Origin of the sequence: Hymenobacter sp. AT01-02, from assembly GCF_000961955.2 — a bacterium.
In the GTDB taxonomy this organism is placed as follows: domain Bacteria; phylum Bacteroidota; class Bacteroidia; order Cytophagales; family Hymenobacteraceae; genus Hymenobacter; species Hymenobacter mucosus.
Genome location: NZ_JZIR02000011.1, coordinates 33,411 through 48,130, shown reverse-complemented (window position 1 = coordinate 48,130; position 14,720 = coordinate 33,411). Strand labels below are relative to the sequence as shown.

The 14,720-nt window shown below is 53.3% G+C and carries 11 protein-coding genes and 1 pseudogene; 9 read left to right on the top strand and 3 right to left on the bottom strand.

The window, feature by feature from the left end:
- Positions 1-79: 79 nt before the first annotated feature.
- Both VI25_RS04225 and VI25_RS04220 read right to left on the bottom strand, forming a co-directional pair.
- Positions 80-2,425, bottom strand: coding sequence for a transglycosylase domain-containing protein (locus VI25_RS04225; protein ID WP_082455390.1), 2,346 nt, complete (start codon positions 2,423-2,425; stop codon positions 80-82).
- A gap of 80 nt (positions 2,426-2,505) precedes the next feature.
- Positions 2,506-5,664 (bottom strand): tetratricopeptide repeat protein, encoded by a 3,159-nt coding sequence (locus VI25_RS04220; RefSeq protein WP_045688349.1) that lies wholly within the window; start codon positions 5,662-5,664, stop codon positions 2,506-2,508.
- 276 nt (positions 5,665-5,940) lie between these two features.
- On the opposite strand from VI25_RS04220, the gene VI25_RS23230 reads away from it, so the two are divergent.
- From VI25_RS23230 to atpG, 8 genes and pseudogenes are all read left to right on the top strand, one after another.
- Positions 5,941-6,132 carry an AtpZ/AtpI family protein gene (locus VI25_RS23230; RefSeq protein ID WP_045688348.1) on the top strand — a complete coding sequence of 64 codons (192 nt, stop codon included), beginning with the start codon at positions 5,941-5,943 and terminating at the stop codon, positions 6,130-6,132.
- Positions 6,133-6,184: 52 nt separating this feature from the next.
- Complete coding sequence (locus VI25_RS04215; RefSeq protein ID WP_152981487.1) at positions 6,185-6,592, top strand: hypothetical protein; 408 nt, start codon at positions 6,185-6,187, stop codon at positions 6,590-6,592.
- 33 nt (positions 6,593-6,625) lie between these two features.
- A complete protein-coding gene (gene atpB / locus VI25_RS04210) occupies positions 6,626-7,684 on the top strand; it encodes a F0F1 ATP synthase subunit A (RefSeq protein ID WP_045688346.1) in 1,059 nt (352 codons plus the stop codon).
- A gap of 53 nt (positions 7,685-7,737) precedes the next feature.
- Complete coding sequence (gene atpE, locus VI25_RS04205; protein ID WP_019946527.1) at positions 7,738-7,998, top strand: ATP synthase F0 subunit C; 261 nt, start codon at positions 7,738-7,740, stop codon at positions 7,996-7,998.
- Between the two features lie 169 nt (positions 7,999-8,167).
- On the top strand, positions 8,168-8,662 hold the full coding sequence (locus VI25_RS04200; protein ID WP_045688345.1) for a F0F1 ATP synthase subunit B: 495 nt from the start codon (positions 8,168-8,170) through the stop codon (positions 8,660-8,662).
- 88 nt (positions 8,663-8,750) lie between these two features.
- Positions 8,751-9,311 carry an ATP synthase F1 subunit delta gene (gene atpH / locus VI25_RS04195; protein WP_045688344.1) on the top strand — a complete coding sequence of 187 codons (561 nt, stop codon included), beginning with the start codon at positions 8,751-8,753 and terminating at the stop codon, positions 9,309-9,311.
- A gap of 5 nt (positions 9,312-9,316) precedes the next feature.
- A pseudogene (gene atpA, locus VI25_RS04190) lies at positions 9,317-10,899 on the top strand (F0F1 ATP synthase subunit alpha).
- Positions 10,900-10,993: 94 nt separating this feature from the next.
- Positions 10,994-11,884, top strand: a complete 891-nt coding sequence (gene atpG, locus VI25_RS04185; RefSeq protein ID WP_045688343.1) for an ATP synthase F1 subunit gamma — start codon at positions 10,994-10,996, stop codon at positions 11,882-11,884.
- Between the two features lie 68 nt (positions 11,885-11,952).
- Here the strand turns inward: atpG and VI25_RS04180 are convergent, their stop codons facing one another.
- Positions 11,953-12,681, bottom strand: a complete 729-nt coding sequence (locus VI25_RS04180) for an HAD family hydrolase (protein WP_045688342.1) — start codon at positions 12,679-12,681, stop codon at positions 11,953-11,955.
- A 216-nt stretch (positions 12,682-12,897) separates the two neighbouring features.
- Between VI25_RS04180 and pafA the strand changes: the two genes are divergently transcribed.
- Positions 12,898-14,610: an alkaline phosphatase PafA gene (gene pafA / locus VI25_RS04175; protein WP_045688341.1), complete on the top strand. Its 1,713-nt coding sequence runs from the start codon at positions 12,898-12,900 to the stop codon at positions 14,608-14,610.
- Positions 14,611-14,720: the final 110 nt, after the last annotated feature.

Genomic DNA, 14,720 nt, shown 5'->3' with positions numbered 1-14,720 from the left:
TAAGTCCCGGCCACGTTCTGCAATTTATTACGTGAGTAGAGTGTCCGCTGCGCGCAGCAACTACTATCAACTTGAGGGATTATATATCCTGATCTTCCAAGTCATCAAGGTCCACTTGGTTTAGCTTCTGCTCGTAGGGAATGGTGTCGCGCTGGCCACTATTGCCACCGTAGTAGCGGGAGCAGTCAATCTCGATGCTGAGCGGCTTCTCCGGTTTCTCAAATGGCCCGCGGTCAATATCAATGCTTTTGTCGCCGTACACCTTCCGCATAAACAACCCGTAGATTGGCAGCGCCAAGCGAGAGCCTTGCCCATAGGACCCCGTGCGAAAGTGTACGCTCCGGTCTTCGCCGCCTACCCACATGCCACACACAAGGTTAGGCGTAAGGCCCATAAACCAGCCATCGGAGTAATTAGAGGTAGTACCCGTTTTCGCCCCCATTTCATAAGGGAAGTTGAAGCCGTTCTTGAGGATGATGCTGGTGCCACCTTGCTCTTCCGTAGCACCGCGGAGCATGTAGGTCATCAGGTAGGCAGTTTCTTCGCTTAATGCTTCCCGGGTTTGGGGAACAAACTCGCGGAGCACATTGCCGTTCTTGTCTTCAATGCGCGTTACCATCATGGGCGCCGTCCACACGCCCTTGTGCACAAAGGTGCTGTAGGCCCCTGCCAACTCGTAAATGCTCACGTCGGAGGAGCCGAAGCCCACGGCGGGCACTGCCTCAATAGGGGAGGTGATACCAAGACGCTTCGCGTAGCTTACAATAGTAGCGGGCTCCAGCTTCTGCACCAACCACGCCGTAATGGAGTTCATAGAGCGAGCCAAAGCTTGGCGTAAGGTAAACGAGCGGCCAGAATAGCTCCCTTCAAAGTTTTTAGGCGTGTAAGCCGGGCGGCCCCGCTCCGCCGGGAAGGTGGTAGGTACGTCGGGGCGGCGGTAGCAGGGAGAATAGCCCTGGTCAATGGCCGCCACGTACACAAAGGGCTTAAATGTAGAGCCAGGCTGGCGCTTTCCTTGCTTCACGTGGTCGTACTTGATGTACTTGAAGTTGATGCCACCTACCCACGCTTTCACTTGGCCATTCAAGGGGTTCATAGCCATGAACCCCGAGTGTAGGATGCGCTTGTAATAGGCCAAAGAATCCATGGGCGACATTAGCACTTCCTTCTCGCCACCCTGCCACGTGAATACCTTCATGCGGTACTTCTTGTTGAGGTAGTACTTGATGGAGTCCTTATTACCCTCAAACCGGTTGTTGAGTGACTTGTATCGCTCCGTGCGCTGAATGCTAGTATTGAGAAAGTTTGGAATGACGCGGCCATTCTCATCACGCCACGGCTGCTGGCCTTTCCACTGCTGATCAAACCACTTCTGCTGCAGCTTCATGTGCTCCGCAATAGCAGACTCCGCATACTTCTGCATGCGCGAGTCGATGGTGGTATAAATCTTAAGGCCGTCGGCGTACAGGTCGTGGTCGGTTTCCTTGGCCCAGGTTCTGAGCATTTTGCTTACCTCCACCCGGAAGTAGGGCGCAATACCTTCGTTCTGATTTTCTACGCTGTAATTCAGTGCAATGGGCTTGAGCGTGTCGGCGCGCAAGGCAGTAGCATCCAAGTAGCCATACTTGTTCATTTGGCGTAGTACCCAGTTGCGCCGTGCCTTTGAGCGGCCTGGGTTAAACTTGGGGCTAAAGCGCGAAGGAGCGTTTAGGACGCCAACTAGAGTGGCCGCTTCTTCCACAGTTAGCTGACGAGGCTTTTTATTAAAGAAGGTTTTGGCTGCTGTATTGATACCAAAAGCGTTGGAGCCGTAATCGTTGGTGTTCAAATACATTCGCAGGATTTCGCGCTTGGTGTAGCTGCGTTCCAAACGCACCGCCAAAATCCACTCCTTGGTTTTCGTAACCAGCATCCGCACGCCAGGCACATCATTGAGTACACCGTCGTTCAAGTCGCCGCGAGTCCGGAACAGCACCTTGGCTAGCTGCTGGGTGAGGGTGGAGCCGCCCCCACCGCTTCCGCCGGTAGCCAAGCCTGCAACTACCCGGCCCGTTGCTTTGGGGTCGATGCCGGAGTGCTCCTCAAAACGGGCATCCTCGGTTGCAATCAGGGCATCTACTAAGTGTTGGGGGAGGTCTTCGTACTCAGCAGGCGTGCGGTTCTCACGGAAATACTTACCCATGAGCACACCATCGGCTGAGTAAATCTCCGAAGCTAGTTCACTCCTGGGGTTCTCAAGCGTCTTTAAGTTGGGCATGCGCCCAAACAGGTTCATGAAGTTGACGCTAACGGCTAGTACATATAGGATCAGACCAACAATGCCGAGCCCAAAAAGCGCCCACAATGTGCGCGTGAGCCCAGTAAAACGGCCTGCAGAGTTAGACTTACGTAGAGTAGATTTGTTTTTAGCGGCAGGATAAGCCATTCGTTTGAAGGAAATTTGACCTAGTATTCAGTCTCAGCTTGCAACCTTACCAAGGAGGCTTTCAAGCTGAGACTTAAATACTAGCGGTAGGTTTGCTGGTAGAAGCGTTGGTACCCCTCTAGGTCTTTGGTTTGCAATAGGAGTGGCAAGTTATCAATACCAATTACTAGAGTTTGGTAACCCGCACCTCGTAGCTTACTCACGGGCGACTGAGGGCCCCGCAGTTTCAGCGCGTAACTCTGAGCAACTTTAGCCCCCGCCAGGCTGCTGATGATTAGCGCATCCTGCGTATCGTTGAGCGGTTGCTGCTGCACCTGCAGGTTATTGGCCTTGAAGAATCTGCTGTTATATACCCCAAGCTGATCTGGTAAGGTTTGAAGCGAGGCTGCTCCTTTGGGGAACACAAGCACTACCACATGCTGAGCGCTCAGATCCGCTTTATATGCTGTCGATGGCCTTGAGGGTGCGGTGGGCACCGATGCAGCGGGTGTACTGGTAGTAGGAGCAGGTGGCTGAGGAGCAGGTGTACCGGCTACTGGAGCAGGCGCAGGAACTGCTGCAACAGGGGCTGGTGTAGCCTCAGCTGGGACTTTTGTTTTGGGAGCTACTGCTGGCTTCTTGCCACGAGCCCGCGCTTGGGCCGCAGCCATGCGAGCCGCCTTAGCTGGGTCTACCGCCGGGGTAGCAGGTGTACTAGCGCGGGTTGCGGCCGAATCAGTAGCAACCGTTGGTGTAGTAATAGGAGCTGTAGCTGGAGCAACAGGTGCCGCTGAAGTAGGCGAAGCTGAAGTTGCTGGAGTATTTGCGGGTTTGGTTGTGGGCGTGAGCGCAGGAGTGGAAGCTGGCGCAGTTGGCGTTTCTTTGTAGTAGATGCGCATTCGGTTCTCTACTTCACCCGGCCGGAACATTGATACAACAGGCTTGTCGGTAGATGCGAGGGTACCAGAAATCTGGCCTGCTTCGTACTGCTTGTAGGTGTTTATCATTGATACCGCTTGGTTGGCAAGCGGACTTTGTGGGTAGTCTTTGTAGAACTTCTCTACTGCGGCCTTGGCCGTAGCGGGCGGCTGAGTCCGAATCGTAAGAAGGGTGCTGAGGAACGCGACCCGGTCGTTCAGGTCGTTTTCGGGATACTGCTTTTTAGCCTGCGACAGTACGGACGATGCCTTTGTAAAGTCTTGCTTTTTATAAAGTGTAAAAGCCGAGTCTACCAAGATGGCTACTTGCGCAGTTGCTACTGAAGTACGCCGCAGGTATTCTGGGTCGGCCACCAATCGGGCGTAGGACGACGAAGGGAAACGCTGCCGCAACTGCTGGGCATAGCCTTCCGCTTTGCCAGCCTCGTTGCGGTCCTTATAGAGCAAGTACAGAATGTATAGCGTTTCGGGCGTGTGCTGTCCGTCGGGGAAGCGGGCCAGCAGTTTTTCGTACGTTTCAGCAGCTGGTAGCGGCTCCCGTAGCTCTTGATTGTAGATGCCTCCTAAGTTGAACAGAGCCTCCTGAATCAGCTCCTGCGAAAGTTTCAGCGAGGGGCTGGTCAAAGGTAAATTCTGTCGGTACTGAGCTACCAAAGCATTGAGTTGCACTGCTGGGTCCTGGGGCGTTTGCTCCTGGGCACCTGCGCCGGTAGGGTTCACGCTTGTACTTGTATTGCCAGCAATGCTCACTGGCACGTTGCCGCCTTGCTGCGTGACAGGAGAGTTACTGATTTGGGTAACTATACGCCAGTTGTCTTGCAAGGGCCGGTCACCCCATTTGCGGATGAACTCGGTACGTGCCGAGCCCAGTGCGGTTGGATTGTCAAAGTACCACTTATCGCCCGTACTGGCCGCCAAGAAATCATCAGAGTTAATGCCGGTTTGTAAGTCGCGGGCATTATTGACACCTAGTTGTGTTTGGCGCCCACGCTGCTCTAAGCTTGCCTGTTGCGCAGCTAGCGCCTCATTTTTACTTCGCTGCTCATCAAGTTCCGCCTGGGCATATGCCGTCAATCGAGTGCGAAGAGTTGCCGTATCCAAGCGAGCGAGTGCCTGTAGACTATCCTGCGTTTCGATGACGGTCAACTGCCGAGCAAAATCCTTAAGAATAGCTGCTCGCTCAGAAATAGCCGCGTACTCTGGCAACTCTTGCGGTAGGTTTTGCACCGTGCTGTCATAATAGGCAGCAGCTAGGCGGTACTTCTGTAGGTTCTCGTAATAAATACGGCCGCTCAGCAAGTACGTATATGATTTCTGTGCTCGGTTAGTGGTCGTAGTACGTGCCGACCGTTGCAACAGGGCTAGGGCTTCTGGGTAGCGTTGCTGACGGTACTCCAGCCGCGCCATCTCATAGTATATCTTGTCGCGGTATTCTTTATTCTTGGTGTCCTTCAGCAGTTTGGCGAAGTACTTATCCAAGCGGGTCCGGTCTGTTTGGTTCAGGTCGGATACCTGGCCTAGCATTAGCTTGGCAAAGAAATCCAGCTCATAAGGTGGGTTCTTCTTAAGAATATGGTTTAGCTCGGCGTAGGCTTTCTTGTCCTGGCCCTGTGCTTGATAGAGTTGGGCCAAAATGTAGCGGGTGCGCGACTGTTCATTTTTTGGCGTAACCAGAGGTACCGCTTTTTCCAGTTGCTCAATGGCTTTGGCTTCCTCACCTACCCGCAGGAAGTATTCTGCCCGCGTCAGAAACAGTTCTCGTGCGTTTAGCGGAGTACCCTGTTCCTTGTCAAGCAAGTCGGAAACAGCCCCGGCGCTTTCCAGCTCTTTTGTAGCTAAGAACGTGCGCATCAGCCAAATCAGTGCCTCATGCCGGGCGTTGGGGTCTTTGCTCGTTGTGTTGACGTACTTAAAAGTCTTGGCAGCATCTTCGTATTCGGCCTTGTAGTAGCGCGCTTTGCCAACCAAGATGTAGGAATCATCAGTCCAGTCGGACCCCGGACGGTGCTGAATAGGCAAAGATGCTTTTTTGATGATGTCCTCCATATCAGCTGAAATCCGCTTGACAGTGGCATCATCTACCGTTGGAAACAAGGGTAGCACCCGATTATAGTCGTTTACACGGGCTGCGTAGAGCGTAACTTCTGTAGCACGCATCTTCTCGCGGGCCAGGAAATACGCATTATCACGGGCTACTACGTTATCGTAGGTGTGTCCTACCAAGGAGCCACGCTCCGCAGAGCAGCCCACTACTCCGGCTACGAGCAGCAGTGCAGCTGCAGGAGCAGATAGCAGACGAGATAAGGAGAGGATTGACTTCAAAACGGCAGGGCCTAAGGCTAGATAGTGGGTAGAAAACGCGGTTGCTCTCCCAATTCGTTCGGGTACCACTCTGTTTCAACGTAGCACTTCCGGTAAAATTACGGCTTTAATCTTCGCGAAGCGAGAAGGGTGATTTAGGAGTCCGCCCCGATACTTTCTGCCGTATGCCCTAACTTCCCCGAAGCGGCTGCGTAGTTTTGCGTCCCGTCTCTGTTCGTTTCCTATGGCTACTGATACGCTCCCCACCCTACGCCAGACCCCAACAACTCTGACCGGCTGCGTAGCTTCGCTCGCTACTCTGGTATCGGTATCCAAATGCTAGCCACCATTGGGCTAAGCACGTGGGCTGGTTATTGGCTAGATGGGCATTACCAGACCAAGACGCCGTGGTTCACGCTGGGGCTAATGCTGTTGGGGTTGTTTGCCGCTTTATACAATGTTATTCGTTCGGTCACGAAAGGACAGTAGCTAATAGAAGTGCCTCACCCCATCCCCACCGATTCTATACCATAGGCTGCCTGTGAAGAAATTTCTCCGTTCCTATTTACTTTTCTGCTTGCTTGTGGGCTTTGTGCTGTACGCATTATATAGTCAGTTCGGACCCCGCATCATTCACCCCTTCACCCTCTACACGTTCGCCTTCTTCACGGTCTTGACCTTCGTCACCTACCGGGTCACCGCGCGTATTGTGCAGGCCAACGCAGATAATTTCATGGTTGCCTACTTTGGGTCCATGATTATTCGGCTGCTTTTATCACTCGTATTAGTGCTGATATACCTTTTCCGGGGTGGTGGAAAGGAAGGTGATGCCCGGTGGGCGTTTCTGGGAAGCTTCTTCGTGTTGTATTTTCTCTTTGCTGGGTTTGAAGTCTGGAGCGTTCTGAGTAACTTGCGCCCGTTTTCAAAACCGGGGGAAAATGCAAAATGAAGATTTTGTGAAATCCACCCCAAATCCCTCTGAATGAAGCGCTTACTTTTAGCTCTCTTCTGTTTATTATCGTTCTCTGTCTACGCTAACGAGCCGACGGCTACGACTGCAGAAGCCACCGACAAGGAGGAGTTCAGCCCCGGTGAGATGATTCTACACCACATCGGTGATTCTCACGAGTGGCACTGGTTCTCTACCGACAACAGTCACTTCACCACGTACCTGCCGGTTATTGCGTTCCGTCCAGGCCAGGGGCTGTCCGTATTTTCGTCTCGCAACTTGGCCGAAGGCAAGGTGTACGACGGCTTTAAGCTGGAGCACGAGCATCTCGTGTCAGAAGACGGTAGCAAGGTATACGATTTTTCAATCACCAAAAATGTCGCTTCGCTGATGCTGAGTGCCATTCTGTTGGTGGCCGTGTTCACGGCAGTAGCCCGTGGCTATGCCAAGCGTGGAAGCGGTGCCCCTCGCGGTATTCAGTCTTTCTTCGAGCCAATCATCGTCTTTATCCGCGACGAAGTAGCTAAGAAGTCTATTGGCCCTAAGTATGAGCGCTACATGCCATACTTGCTCACCGTTTTCTTCTTCATCTGGTTCAACAACCTGATGGGATTACTGCCTGGTAGCGCTAACCTCACTGGCAACATTTCCGTGACGTTGACGCTGGCATTGCTGACACTGCTTATCACGCTGTTCAGCTCTAATAAGAACTACTGGCATCACATCTTCGCTACGCCAGGTGTGCCGAAGGCCCTGCTTCCAATTATGATTCCGGTTGAAGTTATCGGCATCATTGTGAAGCCCTTCTCTCTGATGGTTCGTTTGTTTGCCAACATTACGGCTGGCCACATTGTAACGCTGAGCTTCATTTCGCTCATCTTTATCTTCCGCAATTTGGGCGTAGCTCCAGTTTCTCTGGCGTTTGGTTTGTTTATCAACACTCTAGAGCTGATGGTGGCCATCCTTCAGGCCTATATCTTCACCCTGCTGACGGCCATGTATATTGGCGGCGCAGTGGAAGAGCACCACGATGCCGATTTCCAAATGGGCGGTGGCGACGGTGCCGAGCCAGCACACGCGCACGGTCACTAAGTTTTCTCACCCCCTGATTTTTTTGTTTTTCACTCCCCACAAACTTCTTTTTTATGCTTCTTTCTCTGTTGTTGCAGGCCATTACTAATTCTGCTGGTCTGGCCGTATTCGGTGCTGCTATTGGTGCTGGTCTGGTTGCTCTAGGTGCCGGTCTGGGCATTGGTCGTATCGGTGGTCAGGCTATGGAGGCCATTGGTCGTCAGCCGGAGGCTTCGGGCAAAATCCAAACCGCTATGCTGATTGTGGCCGCTCTGATCGAAGGTCTGGCCCTGTTCGCAGTAGTAGTCTGCCTGCTGATTTCCTTCAATCTCTAGGGATAGAGGTAGTACATAAGCAGCCCGCTGCGCGCGTCGCCTCAGCGCACGGCGTAGCGGGCTGTCTTGGCTTTTCTGGTTCCAAGCTGTCGGGTATACACAGGCGGAACTTCCGCTTACTGCCCAGCCGTTACGGGGGCCTATTCCTCACTACCTACTTGTTTCTACAATGGGAATTGTAACGCCCGAATTTGGTCTGATATTCTGGCAATTGGTGATTTTCGGCATTGTGTTGCTCTTGCTGCGCACGTTTGCCTGGAAACCAATTCTCAGCTCGCTGAAAGAGCGGGAAAGCTCCATTGAAGGTGCGCTGCGCATGGCCGATCAGGCCAAGCTAGAAATGCAGCAGCTGAAAGCAGGTAACGAAAAGTTGCTGGCTGAAGCTCGCATGGAGCGCGACCGGATTCTTAAAGAAGCTTCTGATGTTTCTAACCAGCTCATTGAGCAGGCCAAGAACAAAGCTATCGAAGAAGGCAACCGCCTGACGCTGCAAGCTCGTGAAGCTATTCAGAACGAGAAAAATGCCGCTCTGGCCGAGGTGAAAAACACCGCCGCCAAGCTCTCCATCGATATTGCTGAGCGCATCTTGCGTCGTCAATTAACTGATGAGCCTGCTCAACAGCAACTCGTGGACTCGTACCTGAAGGAAGTAAAATTGAATTAGTAGTGAGTATCGGTACTGAGCAGTAGGCTGCGGCCGAACCGAGCACACTGTCTCCTTACTTACTACCAACTACTCAATACTAAAATCAATGTCTGAACTACGAGTTGCTGCCCGCTACGCCAAGTCCTTACTGGATTTGGCAGAGGAGCGTGGGACGCTGGAGCAAGTGAAGGAGGATATGGACCTATTCAACAAAACGTTGGATGAGAACCGTGACCTACGCTTGTTGCTGCGTAATCCCATCGTGAAGCACGACAAGAAGCTGGCTATTTTGCGCGCCGTGTTTGGGGGCAAGGTAACGGACCTCACCGAGAAGTTCTTTACTATCATTACCCAAAAGAACCGCGAAAGCGCGCTTGAATTCATCGGTTCAGAATTTCTGGACCAGTATAACCGCCTACGCGGCGTGCAATCAGCCGAAGTAACTACGGCGGTGCCGCTTAATGCCGTAACTCGCCTGCAGGTGGTGCAACTGGTGCGCCAGCAAACCGGCCAGCAGCAAGTTACGCTGTCCGAGAAAGTAGATCCTTCGCTGATTGGTGGCTTCGTGCTGCGCGTCGGCGACCGACTTATCGACGACTCGGTTAGCTTCCGGTTGCGCAAGCTGCGCACCGAATTCTCGAAGAACCCCTACCAATCTCAACTATAAGCATCATGGCAGAAGTACGTCCGGATGAAGTATCCGCCATTCTGCGGGAGCAGTTGTCCAACTTCAAAACCGAAGCCGAACTCGAAGAGGTTGGTACGGTACTGCAAGTGGGCGACGGTGTAGCCCGTATTTACGGTCTGAGCCAAGCTCAGTCGGGGGAATTGCTCGAATTTGAAAATGGGCTGCAAGCCCTTGTTCTTAACCTGGAAGAAGATAACGTTGGAGCAGTACTGCTCGGCGACGCTAGCGACATTCGGGAGGGGGCTACGGTACGTCGTACCAACAAAATTGCTTCTATTAAAGTAGGAGAGGGCATTGTGGGTCGCGTAGTAAACACGCTAGGCTTGCCCATCGATGGCCGTGGTCCAATCACTGGCGACACCTACGATATGCCTCTGGAGCGTAAAGCTCCTGGTGTTATCTACCGTCAGCCAGTAAACGAGCCCATGCAAACGGGTATCAAGGCTATCGACGCATGATTCCAATCGGCCGTGGACAGCGTGAACTCATCATTGGCGACCGTCAGACGGGTAAGTCTACGGTAGCTATTGACACCATCCTGAACCAGCGTGAATTTTACGACCGCGGTGAGCCAGTATTTTGCATCTATGTTGCGGTAGGCCAGAAGGCTTCTACTGTAGCGCAGGTAGTAAACTCCTTGCAGCGTGGTGGTGCCATGGATTATACCGTAGTGGTGTCGGCTTCGGCCTCTGATCCGGCTCCTCTGCAGTTCTACGCTCCTTTCACTGGTGCTGCCATCGGCGAGTTCTTCCGTGACACCGGCCGCCCAGCGCTGGTAGTATACGACGACTTATCGAAGCAAGCAGTGGCTTACCGTGAGGTGTCGCTGTTGCTGCGTCGTCCTCCCGGACGTGAGGCTTATCCTGGTGACGTGTTCTACTTGCACAGCCGCTTGCTAGAGCGTGCCGCCAAGATCAATGCTTCCGACGCCATTGCGCGTGACATGAACGACCTACCCGAAAGCATCAAGCACCTGGTGAAAGGTGGTGGGTCGCTGACGGCTCTGCCGCTCATCGAGACGCAAGCAGGTGACGTATCGGCGTACATTCCGACGAACGTAATTTCCATTACGGACGGTCAGATCTTCCTGGAGACCAACTTGTTTAACTCCGGTATTCGTCCGGCTATCAACGTAGGTATCTCGGTATCGCGTGTGGGTGGTAACGCCCAGATCAAGTCGATGAAGAAGGTAGCAGGTACGCTAAAGCTCGACCAAGCTCAGTTCCGCGAACTAGAAGCCTTTGCCAAGTTCGGTTCTGACCTGGACGCCTCAACCAAGCTCACAATTGAGCGTGGCCGTCGTAACCTCGAAATCCTGAAGCAGCCTCAGTTTTCGCCCCAAAAGGTAGAAGATCAGGTAGCTGTAATCTACGCTGCTACCAACGGTTTGCTCGACCAAGTGCCTGTAAACCGGGTGCGTGAGTTCGAGAAAGAGTTCGTGCAGGTGATGAACACCCGCCACCCTGAGGAGCTGAAAGCTCTGAAAGCTGGTAAGCTGGATGATACCATTACCGGTGCTATCCGCCAGGTCGCTAAAGATCTATCGGCAGCATACGCCAATAAGTAATCAGTAGCCTATTACGAGCGGACGGGGCACTGCTTTGTTAATCGCAAAGTGGTACACTGTCCGCTCGTGATGGGTACCTGACAACCCCTACCATATGGCTAGCTTAAAAGAAGTCCGCAGCCGCATTACGTCGGTACAGAGCACGCAGCAGATCACCAAAGCCATGAAAATGGTGGCGGCAGCAAAGCTGCGGCGCGCTCAGGATAACATCCTGCGTCTGCGTCCCTACGCCCAGCGGCTCAACAGCATTCTGGGCAACCTGACGGCCCTGGCCGGTAATGACATGGTGAGCGAATACGGTGTACAGCGTGATGTAAACCGCGTACTCATTATTGCAATTACCTCGGACCGCGGCTTGGCGGGTGCTTTCAACAGCAACATCTTCAAGGGCGTTAACGCGGCAATTCAGGAGCGGTACGCTGCCCAGGCTGCTGCTGGCAACGTAACGGTGTTAGCCATCGGCCGTAAGGCACACGAGTACTTCGGCAAGCGGGTGCCTTTATTGGGCAACTACTCACACGTATTTGGTAAGTTGTCTTTCGATACCGTACGCGAGGCGGCAGAAGCGGCTATGGACGGCTTCCGCGCTGGTCAGTACGATGAGGTAGTGATGGTGTACAACGAGTTCCGTAACGTGGCAACCCAGATTGTGCGCACGGAGCAGTTGTTGCCACTAGTACCAGCTGAACTGCCTGCTGGTGCCTCGGCAACCAGCAATGTGGACTACATCTTTGAGCCCTCGAAGGAGCAAATCGTGCAGACGCTGATTCCGCAGTCGTTGAAGGTGCAGCTGTACAAGGCTGTATTGGAAAGCAATGCTTCGGAACACGGCGCCCGTATGACGGCTATGGACAAAGCCACTGAAAACGCTGGTGAGCTGCTGAAAGCCCTCAAACTAACGTATAACCGGACGCGCCAGGCGGCCATTACTACCGAGATTCTCGAAATCGTGGGTGGTGCGGAAGCCTTGGCTTCGAGCCGGTAAGAACACCCCTACATAAGAAAAGGCCCCGCTCTTCCAGAAGAGCGGGGCCTTTTCTTATGTGGTACCTCCTACAGTTTCATATAGTTACGCTGGGCTAATTCCTTATTTGGCTTAGGTGTGGCGGGATTCTGCTCTAGTAGCTCCAATACCTGCGCTGGGGTAATTTCGGTGAAGTCTTTCATCACATGAAGGGGCGCTTGAAATTTTTCGGCCTTGATGGAAGTAGTAAGCGCCACACAGCGCATACCTGCTTTGTAGGCTGCTTGCTCCCCCATAATTGCGTCTTCAAACACTAAGCATCTTTCTGGAGGAATTCCTAGCTTCTCGCAGGTTCTGGAGTAGGTATCAGCGTGGGGTTTGCCTTTGTCTACATCATCTGTGCCTACTATCACATCGAAATAGCGCCGCAAGTCGAGATGGTCGATGACGTAGCTGATAGTATCGGATGCTGAACCCGTGCCGAGGCCTAGCTTGAACCCGGCGGACCGAGCCGCTTGAAGAAATTGCGTGAGGCCAGCTACCTCCTTGCGCTTGTCCCAGTACAAAACTCGGTAGAGAAACTCGCGCTGAGCCGCGTACTCCTTGAGCTGCTTTTCGGGGACGGAATGAGTGAATATTGTTTTTAGAATGTTGGTAGCGGGCATACCGTTAAGCCGTTCCAAAAGCCGACGAGCATTAGTTGTCAGGCCAAGGTCGCGGAAGAGCAGCTGAAAAGCGCGAGCCTGAATAGCCGTATTATTTATGATGGTGCCGTCCATGTCAAAGATGAGGGCATATGGTAAGGAGTTGCTAGTCATGTGAGGGGGAGGTAAAGCGCTTGGTGTATTGCAGGTGAAAGGCAGTCTTTAGCCATCACGGGCATAAGAGCCGCAAACGGCGCATCGTTTAATCTGCTTACGCTCACCTATCCATTTAGGCTGCGGACGAGTTGGGTACGAATGCGTGGTGCGGGCTATCTTTGCCCCTGTCCGTGCTGGTCGGGAACCGTACCCCGATTCTCAATTTCCTTTCCTTTGAAAAAAAGCCTGAGCCTGTTGCTGGCCGCTACCGTGGCCCTGCCTGTCTTTGCCCAAAAAGCATCCAAATCCCTTGAGCGCCCGAAGCTGGTAGTCGGCATCGTAGTGGATCAAATGCGCTATGACTATCTCTACCGCTACTGGAGTAAGTACGGGAAAGGTGGTTTCCGTCGCCTAGTAGGAGAAGGATTTAGCTACGAAAATGCCCATTACAACTACGTGCCTACTTACACGGGCCCCGGGCACGCCAGCATCTATACTGGTACTACTCCCGCAGTTCATGGTATCATTGGCAATAATTGGCTAGTGCGTGAGGAAGGCAAGGGCACGTATGTAACCGAGGATAAATCGGTGCAACCAGTAGGGGGCTCCGTGGCTGCGGGGCAGCAGTCACCGCGCCACATGCTCACCAGCACCATCACCGATGAGTTGCGTCTGGCTACTAACTTCCAGAGCAAGGTAATTGGCGTGTGCATCAAAGACCGCGGCTCTATTTTGCCCGCGGGTCATTCGGCCAATGGAGCGTACTGGTACGATGGTACCAATGGAGCCTTTATTACCAGTACTTTCTACGCTCAGCAGCTACCGGAGTGGGCCGTGAAGTTTAATGCGGAGAATCGGGCGGCGAAATACCTCGATCAGCCCTGGAATACCCTGCTACCCATTGGGCAATACACAGAAAGCTCGCCGGATGATGTAGCCTGGGAAGGTGCCTTCAAAGGTGAAGCAAAGCCCGTGTTTCCGCACGACTTGCCTACGCTGAGCGCCGCGCCTACCAATCCTATCAAACAAAACTTGCAAACGGAGGGTGAAAAGCCACCGATTGCTTCGCCGCGCAATCTGGACCTTATTCGTTCTACCCCGTTTGGCAATAGCCTAACACTGGACTTTGCGCTGGAAGCCATGCGCGCCGAGCAGATGGGACAGCGGGGCCAAACGGACTTCTTGGCCCTGAGCTTCTCGAGCACGGATTACGTGGGGCACCAGTTCGGGCCGAACTCAATTGAGGCTGAGGACACCTACCTACGCCTCGACCGTGACCTGGAGCGCTTGTTTGACTACCTCGATAAGACGGTAGGCCGCAAGCAGACGCTGGTGTTTCTGACGGCCGACCATGGTGCGGCGCACTCCCCCAATTTTCTGATTGACAAACGGATTCCGGCCGGCTCTGTAGGTCCTGGCTTGATGCGCGACTCCCTACAGCATATGCTAGCAAGCCGTCATGGAGCAGGCAAGTGGGTACTGAGCTACGAAAACCAGCAAGTCTACCTTAACCGCTCTCTAATAGCTGAGAAAAAGCTAGACCTCTACCAAATGCAACGCGAAGTAGCAGAGTTGATGCTGCGCTTTGCGGGCGTAACCCGCGCCCTTGCAGCCGAGGATGTGCAGAAGTCGCATTGGGAAAGCGGAATGCTGATGTACCTAGAAAACGGTTACTTCCCCAAGCGCAGCGGCGACGTGCTGGTCGTGCTGGAACCGGGTTGGCTTGAGTCCTACCAGTACCCAATCAACAAGGGCACTACCCACGGCTCGTCGGGCAACTACGATACCCACGTGCCGGTAGTATTCTGGGGATGGCACGTAAAGCACGGCGAGTCGTCGGCTCCGGCTAAAATCACCGATATTGCGCCCACGCTGGCGCGCTGGCTACACATTCAGGAACCTGATGGCTGCACGGGCGAGCCTTTGCCGCAAGTATTAGGCTGGTAAGTGCACCAGAGAGCAACTTTTTTGCTATGTTCCGTAAGTCAAGCGCACACTGTAGAACTGGTTTTCATTCACCTTCATTTTCCAAGCTGTTTCCTTACCCAAACAGCTAA

What these genes read in the sequence shown, in the direction of transcription:
- VI25_RS04225 (WP_082455390.1), bottom strand. Translation starts at nt 2,425, where the DNA reads ATGGCTTATCCTGCCGCTAAAAACAAATCTACTCTACGTAAGTCTAAC.
- atpB (WP_045688346.1), top strand. Translation starts at nt 6,626, where the DNA reads ATGAAGCGCTTACTTTTAGCTCTCTTCTGTTTATTATCGTTCTCTGTC.
- atpE (WP_019946527.1), top strand. Translation starts at nt 7,738, where the DNA reads ATGCTTCTTTCTCTGTTGTTGCAGGCCATTACTAATTCTGCTGGTCTG.
- VI25_RS04200 (WP_045688345.1), top strand. Translation starts at nt 8,168, where the DNA reads ATGGGAATTGTAACGCCCGAATTTGGTCTGATATTCTGGCAATTGGTG.
- atpH (WP_045688344.1), top strand. Translation starts at nt 8,751, where the DNA reads ATGTCTGAACTACGAGTTGCTGCCCGCTACGCCAAGTCCTTACTGGAT.
- atpG (WP_045688343.1), top strand. Translation starts at nt 10,994, where the DNA reads ATGGCTAGCTTAAAAGAAGTCCGCAGCCGCATTACGTCGGTACAGAGC.
- VI25_RS04180 (WP_045688342.1), bottom strand. Translation starts at nt 12,681, where the DNA reads ATGACTAGCAACTCCTTACCATATGCCCTCATCTTTGACATGGACGGC.